This window comes from Vibrio atypicus (genome assembly GCF_009811315.1).
In the GTDB taxonomy this organism is placed as follows: Bacteria; Pseudomonadota; Gammaproteobacteria; order Enterobacterales; family Vibrionaceae; genus Vibrio; species Vibrio atypicus.
This window is the reverse complement of record NZ_BLID01000001.1, coordinates 1,022,593-1,031,703: the sequence shown is the minus strand read 5'-3', so window position 1 is coordinate 1,031,703 and position 9,111 is coordinate 1,022,593. Positions and strand designations below refer to the sequence as shown.

9 protein-coding genes are annotated in these 9,111 nt (G+C 43.1%); 1 reads left to right on the top strand and 8 read right to left on the bottom strand.

The annotated features are described in order from the left end of the window. Nucleotides 1–771 precede the first annotated feature (771 nt). The 3 genes from GVO60_RS22630 to GVO60_RS04535 all read right to left on the bottom strand — a co-directional run bounded on the left by GVO60_RS22630 (nt 772) and on the right by GVO60_RS04535 (nt 2,899). A complete protein-coding gene (locus GVO60_RS22630; RefSeq protein ID WP_263971943.1) occupies nt 772–903 on the bottom strand; it encodes a hypothetical protein in 132 nt (43 codons plus the stop codon). A 382-nt stretch (nt 904–1,285) separates the two neighbouring features. Beyond that, nucleotides 1,286–2,251, bottom strand: a complete 966-nt coding sequence (locus tag GVO60_RS04545; RefSeq protein WP_159651390.1) for a PIN domain-containing protein — start codon at nt 2,249–2,251, stop codon at nt 1,286–1,288. A 147-nt stretch (nt 2,252–2,398) separates the two neighbouring features. After that, nucleotides 2,399–2,899, bottom strand: a complete 501-nt coding sequence (locus GVO60_RS04535; protein WP_025523672.1) for a hypothetical protein — start codon at nt 2,897–2,899, stop codon at nt 2,399–2,401. Between the two features lie 256 nt (nt 2,900–3,155). On the opposite strand from GVO60_RS04535, the gene GVO60_RS04530 reads away from it, so the two are divergent. Next, complete coding sequence (locus GVO60_RS04530) at nt 3,156–4,118, top strand: integron integrase (protein ID WP_159651389.1); 963 nt, start codon at nt 3,156–3,158, stop codon at nt 4,116–4,118. Between the two features lie 58 nt (nt 4,119–4,176). Here the strand turns inward: GVO60_RS04530 and rplT are convergent, their stop codons facing one another. From rplT to GVO60_RS04505, 5 genes are all read right to left on the bottom strand, one after another. Next, nucleotides 4,177–4,530 carry a 50S ribosomal protein L20 gene (rplT, locus tag GVO60_RS04525; RefSeq protein ID WP_004401084.1) on the bottom strand — a complete coding sequence of 118 codons (354 nt, stop codon included), beginning with the start codon at nt 4,528–4,530 and terminating at the stop codon, nt 4,177–4,179. A 41-nt stretch (nt 4,531–4,571) separates the two neighbouring features. Beyond that, nucleotides 4,572–4,766, bottom strand: coding sequence for a 50S ribosomal protein L35 (rpmI, locus tag GVO60_RS04520; protein WP_004411425.1), 195 nt, complete (start codon nt 4,764–4,766; stop codon nt 4,572–4,574). A 106-nt stretch (nt 4,767–4,872) separates the two neighbouring features. After that, nucleotides 4,873–5,424 carry a translation initiation factor IF-3 gene (gene infC, locus GVO60_RS04515; RefSeq protein WP_174244304.1) on the bottom strand — a complete coding sequence of 184 codons (552 nt, stop codon included), beginning with the start codon at nt 5,422–5,424 and terminating at the stop codon, nt 4,873–4,875. A 3-nt stretch (nt 5,425–5,427) separates the two neighbouring features. Further along, entirely contained in the window at nt 5,428–7,356 is a 1,929-nt protein-coding gene (thrS, locus tag GVO60_RS04510; RefSeq protein WP_159651387.1) for a threonine--tRNA ligase, read from the bottom strand. A 224-nt stretch (nt 7,357–7,580) separates the two neighbouring features. Continuing rightward, nucleotides 7,581–9,077, bottom strand: a complete 1,497-nt coding sequence (locus GVO60_RS04505) for an NAD(P)H-hydrate dehydratase (protein WP_159651386.1) — start codon at nt 9,075–9,077, stop codon at nt 7,581–7,583. Between the last annotated feature and the right edge of the window lie 34 nt (nt 9,078–9,111).

Below are 9,111 nucleotides of genomic sequence, written 5' to 3'. Positions count from 1 at the left end.
GCTCTGTAACCAAATAGCTGGAAAGCTAAACTCGCGCCCAAGGAAAAGACTTGGGTTCTTTACACCTCAGGAGTATATTCATGCGCATCTGTAAAAAGTGTCGCACTTCAAACTTGATACTAAGCGAAGTTTCCCCTCAGCGTTTAAGTTGCTTTGAAAGCAGATTACCCGAAACAAATTAAGCAACCAAACACCCACTGACTTTTTGTGATTCAAGAACCACAAATGTCACTATATTTCAGCCAAAGCTTCAACAACCACGAAATGCAGACCTTCAACAGCAAAGTAGGTTTTGAACCCGAAAAGCCCAAAGGCGCAAACTCACAGCAAATTCGAAAGCCTCAATTGACTTGCCCTTGCCACACTTTGAGTCAGTGAAATTCACAATCAACCGACTGTTAAAACCAATGAGGCAACCCGCGAACCTTGGCATGTTTTACGGCCAGAGAGATTCAAGAAATTGAGCCGACAATGTTAAATTGCCGACTTACAAAAACGAATGCTCAAAGAGAACTAAGAAGACAAGAACAAAGAACTTCCCTGCCCGTCGCCTAACGCCCTGCTAAGGGGTGAGCAACGCAATACCGATGTTGTTGCAAACCACCTTAATCACCAAAATCAACGCATAGTAAAAATGCCACGCGTTGTGAATCCCTCTTGAGCAGTTTGTTAGTTTGCAGACCCAAAAGGTTGATTTTACGTTATTTTAAACTTTGCGAACAAAACTTTATGTGCTTTGACGCACTTAAGTCAGGCGTAGTCTCAAAGCGGCTAGTCAATGAAACCACGTGGAACAAACAACGCCGCAGAAAACGAACTCACAACACCAAAAAGAGCTTTTGGAAAACCAATCTCACAGTGCGAACTTTCAACAAAGCCACTGAAACCACGTGAACTTGCCACACCAGAGAAAGCATCCTTTCAGCAAGTAAATCGGCTTTTGCACCAACAAACTCACAGAGCAGAGTTTCAGCCAAAAAGTTCGACTCAGTGAACCCAAAAGTCGCCGCACCAAAGAACAAATCAACCGTTGAAACGATGCCAATTTTGGATTTTTACCACGCTAATTAACACTGAAATTGAACGCCGATACGACAATTTCAACTTTGAGCTTTTACCACTAGATCTTGCGATATAGCTGCGTTTTTCCTCTTGCAAACTAACGCCGCGTTAAGTGGTGAACAACGCAGACCGCCTAACCTAAACTATTGTGGCGTAAACACTAAATTCAAAACAAACCGAAAATGCCAAGCGTTGTGAATCCGTCTTAAACGCTTTGTTAGGATTAATCTGCGCATTGAGCTACAAGCTCCTGTATTTTTTCGAAAATGTCATCGTCAATAGCATCAGCATGTCGATCAAGTAACGCAGTATAGAATTCGTAAACATCTTCGTCACCAAAGATCCATGTGACTTGATCGTTTGATAATGCTATTTCAACTAACTGATTTACCTGAGTTTGAGAGAACCCATCAAACTTACTTAACTTATTGATTACAGTGTGAGTTCGAGCAAAGTTACCACTTTGAGCCAAGTTTTTAATCTCAATTTCTTTTTCTAACTCACTAGCTAATTTTATTTCAGGATAGTGCTCCTTAAAAAACTGAGACAAGCGACGATAGAAGAAAAGATCAGATTTATTAAACTCCTTCCAATCAGCTAGTAGGAAATCTTTAGGACGATTCTCGTCCAGTACTGAATAGTAATCCTTGTCGTCTGCAACGAAGTACAGATCTTCGTCTATTGGGATTTCTGAGAGAATGGCCTCCCAATTTATAGCATCCCCCAATGAACCATTTTTGCCTGGAGGGTTTCCCACCGCGAGCCTAAACTTTGCTTCGGATAATATTTCATCGGTTGTTTCGACATACTCAGCCAGTTTAAATAGTTCCTTTATTCTGTCATCGGCATTGAATTTATGTTCTATAGCATCCTCTGTAATAGACTTAAGCAATTTAGAATGCAACGTTCCATAGGTTTTCTGCAGCTCTTTGAGCTCTGCGTATTCATCGTAGTCTTTGCAAAATTGTGGGAAAACCCCTTTGATTTTATGATCGCTAAGTTTCTTTATTGCGTCTTGAATCTTTATTTCTCTATTACGATAGAACTCGTCTTTTACCTGCTGTGTTACCCATAACTTTATCTCCTTACTTTTGATTAGAACAGCGAGCTTATGAATCTCTTCAAGATCATCATTGCTAAGGTGATAGAAAGATAAATACACATTTGTATCAATGAATAAATTTTTCAACGAAATACTCCCTGATGAATCCTAACGCCCTGTTAAGGTGTGAGCAACGCAATACCGAAGCTACCGCATACCACCTTAAACACTAAACGCAACGCATAGCAAAAATGCCACGCGTTGCGAATCACTCTTAAACAGTTTGTTATGTGATTAATTTTTACCCAGAACTTTGTATCCCCAGCGCTTATTTAATAAGTCACTGACAATGTAAACATTAAAAGGAGGTTGAACTTCTGGTAGCACAACTAACATAGAGTTTTTCCATACTGTAATTCCATTCGTTGTCTCGTATGACGCTACGCTCGCACTACCTTGCTTCTTCGCCAACACATTTCCAGCTTCGTCAACAACTACAGTTTTCCACCACTTCGTATCTGCCGATTCAATTGTTGGTGTTTTAACATGTGCCAGCAAATATCCATTTACCGGAATCTTCGAATAATCAGGCTCTTCAAACGCTAGTTCCGCTTTCTTTTTCTCGATTGCTCTTAGCGTATCAACATCGTAGTAATCAACATACGCAATTGAACCAAAGTCGTTAGGATCTTCGATGTTTTGGACTATATTTCCATTAACGGCACGAGTCGTGCCCAGATTTGAACAACCAACTAAGACAAAGCTCAAAATCAAGCCTACTACTATCTTATTCATTTTTTCCTCGATTGATGATTAATCACATAACGTTCTCTAACAAACACAAGACAGCTTTAATCGTCCACGCTACCGCCGCCTTTGTGAGCAAAGCGCACAAAATACTATCACACAAACATATGAAAGCATTAGCTTAATTAGATTAAAGAATGATGGCTGGATCTCAATTAGACTGCAGAGTGTCAACTAATTCTTGAAACCTGGCCAAATTAAATTAACTGTATATAAGTACAGTTAATTTAACAAAAATAACACCATGAAAAGCCAGTTCCTACTCAGTGTAAAAGAGCACATGCATACGCGCCATTATGCCAATAAAACGATTGAAGCTTATCTGTTATGGATAACTAAATTTATAACGTTCAACGATATGAAGCACCCTTCTAAACTCAGCGAAAAGCATGTCGAAGCTTACTTAACTCACCTAGCAGTTCAGGAGAAAGTCGCCGCAAAGACTCAATCTCTGGCTCTCAACGCTATTAGTTTTCTTTATCGTGAATATTTTAGAACACCACTATCGGTGGAAATGAAGTTTCAAAAATCCTTACTTGATAAAAAACTGCCTGTAGTACTCACCAAGGATGAAACAAGGCGTTTTATTGCTCACATCGATCCTCGTTACAAACTGCACATTATGTTGCTTTATGGTTCAGGATTAAGGGTTATGGAGTGCGTCAGATTGCGTGTCCAAGACGTCGACTATGACTACAAAGCAATAAGAGTGTGGCAAGGGAAAGGAGGGAAAAACCGAGTCGTTACGCTCGCTCAAGAAGCGATCCCACTACTCAAAGAACAAGAGGCGTTGGCGTTAAGATATTACAACAAAGATATGAACTCACCAGGTTACGCAGGTGTGTCAATTAGCCCATCACTACAGAAGAAATACCCCGAAGCCGAGCTCGATTTTAACTGGCACTTTCTTTTTCCATCATTGCGTTTATCTGCAGACCCAAACACGGGGGAGATCAGAAGACATCATGTTAATGAAACGGCTCTACAACGGGCAGTGAAGCGCTCAGCTAAAGATGCTGGCATAACGAAGAACGTTACGTGTCATACATTAAGACACAGCTTTGCCACGCACCTACTAGAGTCCGGAGCGGACATCAGAACGGTTCAAGAGCAGCTAGGGCATAGTGATGTAAAAACAACGCAGATCTATACACATGTGATTGAACGTGGAGGCGGTGGAGTAAGGAGCCCACTATCCAACCTCTAAACTACAGACATAAAAAAGGAGAGCCGAAGCTCTCCTTTTCTTAATCCTAAACTGCTAATTAAAGAGCAGCTTTCGCTTTTTCAACTAGAACAGCAAATGCTGCTTTGTCGAATACTGCGATGTCAGCAAGAATCTTACGATCGATCTCGATAGATGCTTTCTTAAGACCGTTGATGAAACGGCTGTAAGATAGACCATTTTGACGAGATGCCGCGTTGATACGTGCAATCCATAGTTGACGGAATTGACGTTTCTTGTTGCGACGGTCACGGTAAGCGTATTGACCAGCTTTAGTAACTGCTTGGAAAGCTACGCGGTAAACACGTGAACGTGCACCGTAGTAACCTTTAGCTTGTTTCAGAACTTTCTTATGACGTGCACGAGCTTGTACACCACGTTTTACGCGAGGCATTATGCTTCTCCTAAACTAAACGATTGATAAACTAAAAAGAATTAAGCGTATGGCAACATACGAGCAACTGCAGCCACTTCACACTTAGGAAGGATTGCATTTGGACGTAGCTGACGCTTGTTCTTAGTAGTACGCTTAGTCAGGATGTGACGTTTAGTAGCGTGCTTAAACTTAATACCACCAGCAGTTTTCTTAAAACGCTTAGCAGCACCTTTGTTGGTTTTCATCTTAGGCATGATGAATAACTCCGCATTGTTGAGTTGTTTTAAACAATAGTAATTAGGGCGAACAAAACTCAGCCACCTTACGGCAGCTGAGTTTTATTACTTGCAAAGCCGTTAATTACTTCTTTTTAGGGGCAAGAACCATGATCATCTGACGACCTTCGATCTTCTTAGGGAAAGATTCCACTACTGCTAATTCAACAGTGTCTTCCTTAAGACGATTTAGAACATCGACACCGATCTCTTGGTGTGCCATTTCTCGGCCACGGAAGCGAATTGTTACCTTCACTTTGTTGCCTTCTTCAAGGAAACGCGTCAGGTTGCGTAGTTTTACCTGATAGTCTCCAATATCAGTTCCAGGACGGAATTTTACTTCCTTAATCTGAACCTGTTTTTGCTTCTTCTTCTGCTCTTTAGCAGTTTTGCTCTTCTCAAAGAGGAATTTACCGTAGTCCATCACACGACAGACAGGTGGCTCAGCATTTGGACTGATTTCAACTAGGTCCATACCAGCTTCTTCAGCTGCAGCAACCGCTTGTTGGATCGTTACAACACCAACTGATTCGCCGTCAGCGCCAGTCAATCGAACTTCACGTACGCCACGAATTTCACCGTTCAAACGGTGCGGGTTTTGTTTTACCGGCTGTTGGCCGCGTCTTCCGCCTTTAATAGCTTATTCCTCCAGATTGAGCTTACGGGTAGAGATCTCGTCTTGGATGTAGGAAATAAAATCATCCACTTTAAACTTACCGAGGTCTTTACCTTTACGAGTACGTACTGCGATTTCACCGGCTTCCATCTCTTGGTCGCCACAAACAAGCATATACGGTACACGCTTCAAAGTATGTTCGCGGATTTTAAAGCCAATCTTCTCATTTCTCAAGTCCGCTTTAGCTCTAATTCCAACTTTTTGTAGTTTTTGAGCAACTTCTTGTGCGTAATCAGCCTGTTTATCAGTAATATTCATAATTACAGCCTGTTCTGGCGACAACCACGTAGGGAAGAAGCCATAGTACTCTTCGATAAGAATACCGATGAATCGCTCAAGAGAACCCAAAATTGCACGGTGAATCATAACAGGAACTTGGCGTTCGTTGTTTTCATCAACGTAAGATGCACCTAGACGACCAGGTAGGTTAAAGTCTAGCTGAACCGTACCACACTGCCATGCACGATCTAGACAATCGTAAAGTGTGAATTCAATCTTAGGACCATAAAACGCACCTTCGCCTTCTTGAATCTCGTATGGAATGTCCATTGCTTCAAGAGAAAGTTTCAGTGCTTCTTCAGATTGATCCCAGATCTCATCTGAACCTACACGCTTTTCAGGGCGAGTAGACAGCTTCACTACGATGTTGTCGAAACCAAATGTCTGGTACGTATCGTAAACCATCTTGATACAGCCAGTCACTTCCTCTTGGATTTGGCTTTCTGTACAGAAGATATGAGCATCATCTTGAGTGAATCCACGTACACGCATGATACCGTGTAGTGCACCCGATGGCTCGTTACGGTGACAAGAACCAAACTCAGCCATACGTAATGGCAGATCACGGTACGATTTTAGACCTTGATTAAAGATCTGTACGTGGCCCGGACAGTTCATTGGCTTAAGTGCGTAGTCACGGTTTTCAGATGACGTTGTAAACATCGCATCTGCGTATTTGTCCCAGTGACCAGAACGTTCCCAAAGAACGCGGTCCATAATCAGAGGACCTTTTACTTCTTGGTAGTTGTATTCCGTCAGTTTTTGACGAACGAATACTTCTAGATCACGGAAGATAGACCAACCATTGTGATGCCAGAACACCATGCCTGGTGCTTCTTGCTGCATGTGGAATAGGTCTAGTTGCTTACCGATCTTACGGTGGTCACGCTTCGCTGCTTCTTCAAGGCGAGTTAGGTGAGCTTTAAGTGCTTTCTTATCATGGAAAGCAGTACCGTAGATACGTTGAAGCATCTTGTTATCGCTGTTACCACGCCAGTAAGCACCTGCTACGTTAAGTAGAGTAAAGTGCTGACAGAAACCCATATGCGGTACGTGAGGGCCACGACACATATCGATGTATTCTTCATGGTGGTACAAGCCAGGACGGTCATCGCGAGAAACATTCTCGTCTAGGATTTCCATCTTGTAAGTTTCGCCGCGCGCTTCAAAAGCGTCACGAGCTTCCTGCCAGCTTACCTTTTTCTTGATAACTTGGTATTTCGTCTTAGCCAGCTCTTTCATACGCTTTTCGATCTTTTCAAGATCTTCTTGCGTAAGTGAGTGCTCTAAATCGATGTCGTAGTAGAAACCATTGTCGATCGTTGGACCAATTGCCATTTTCGCTTCAGGGAAAAGTTGCTTGATCGCGTGACCTAGCAAGTGAGCACAAGAGTGGCGAACGATTTCTAGACCATCGACTTCATCTTTAACTGTGATGATTTCAAGGCTTGCATCTTGTTCGATCAGATCGCATGCATCCACACGATCGCCATTAACGCGACCAGCGATGGTTGCTTTCGCAAGACCAGGACCGATTGATAGAGCAACATCTAGAGTAGAAACTGGGTTGTCAAATTGACGCTGACTGCCGTCAGGAAGAGTAATAATAGGCATTAATATATCCTTTACAGTGGTGTTGCACACCAAGCAACACATGCAATTCAAAACTTATCTTCAACCTATAATTCAAAAGGTTAAAGACCAGAATACGTGTCCTTTTATATGCAAATACGGATGCACAACTCAGGAGCGAGCGAGCATTGTAACGGAATCAGGCAAAATAACAATCAATGTCACAAAAAAGCGCCAAATAAATACCAAACTGATGCTTACTAACCTCAGATAGAAACAAGTTTTTGATTGAGTAAACGGCGTACTTCAGGAATTAAATCATGCGCTAACAAACCTATCTGCCCGTTTTTATCACTCAATTCATCAGCAGCGCGGCTATGGAGCAATACCCCTAATTTAGCAGCATCTGAGAGCGGTATTCTTTGCGCAAGTAACGCGGCGATAATACCCGTTAGAACGTCACCCATGCCTCCCGAAGCCATGCCTGGATTACCCGCTAAGCAAACAGATATGTGTTCACCATCATAAATTAATGTACCAGCACCTTTAAGCACCGCGACACCTCCGTAACGATGCTGCAGTTCTCGAGCAGCTTGATAACGATCCGCTTCTACTTCCTTTACAGAGCAATTAAGTAAGCGAGCGGCCTCTCCCGGGTGAGGAGTGATCACTCGTAGTGAGTCATGATTTGGATATTGAGCTAACAAGGTTAGTCCATCGGCATCCAGTACTTTTGGTAGACAAGAACGTTGCACTGCATCAAACGCATTTTTAGCCCACATGTCCAACCCAAGGCCGGGGCCCAAGGCGACAACATCTTGAGTTTGTAACTTCGAATCGAGTTCAGAGCAATCCCCTAACCAGCTCTTGGTCATCACCTCTGGGCATGCTACCTGCAAGGGCAATACAGAATTGGGATGACACCAAGTAGAAACCAAACCTGCCCCCGAACGTACCGCCGCTTCAGAGCAAAGTCGAATCGCTCCGGCATAACCTTCAAAGCCACCGACACACAGCAAACGACCATTAGTACCTTTATGAGCCGTTGCGGAACGAGAAGGTAATTTATGTGAAACATCATCTAGCGTCAAAGCGGTCACATTAGATGGGTAGAGGGTTTCAAATTCCTTACCAACGCCTAAATCGGAAAAATGCAGTTTTCCTACAACCTCCCTTGCCTTCCCTGTCACCAGTCCCTGCTTAATGCCTATAAAAGTCACTGTGGTGTTCGCGATAATGGAATCCCCGAGGATCGCGCCGGTATTGGCACACAATCCGGAAGGAATATCAATGGATATGACTGGTTTTCCTGATTGATTGATGGCATTGATCAAGTTCGACATGCCACCTCGCACATTGCCGACCAAACCCGTTCCTAAAAGAGCATCGACAACGACATCAGCGCAATGCAACGCTTCATCTATGAGCGTAATGGACTCTACCTCTCCGCCACTCTCTGACCATTCTTGTTGGGCCTGCTTAGCATCTCCCACTAGCTTAGACACATCACAGGATAAAAGTAACCGAACCGATAGCCCTGCTTGCTTCGCTAATTTTGCCACCACGAAACCATCACCACCGTTATTGCCAGAACCACACACGATGGTAACTGAGTCTACGTTAGGGTAAGAATCGCGAAGCCATTGATACGTGGCCTCTCCTGCTCTGAGCATAAGCTGATATAAAGATACTCCAGCCTGTTTGGCAGCTTCGACTTCACCCAACTTCACCTGTTGAGCTGTGTAAAGAGATTGGGACAACATCGTAGTCACTCAGAATTAGGAAATAGATACAGAA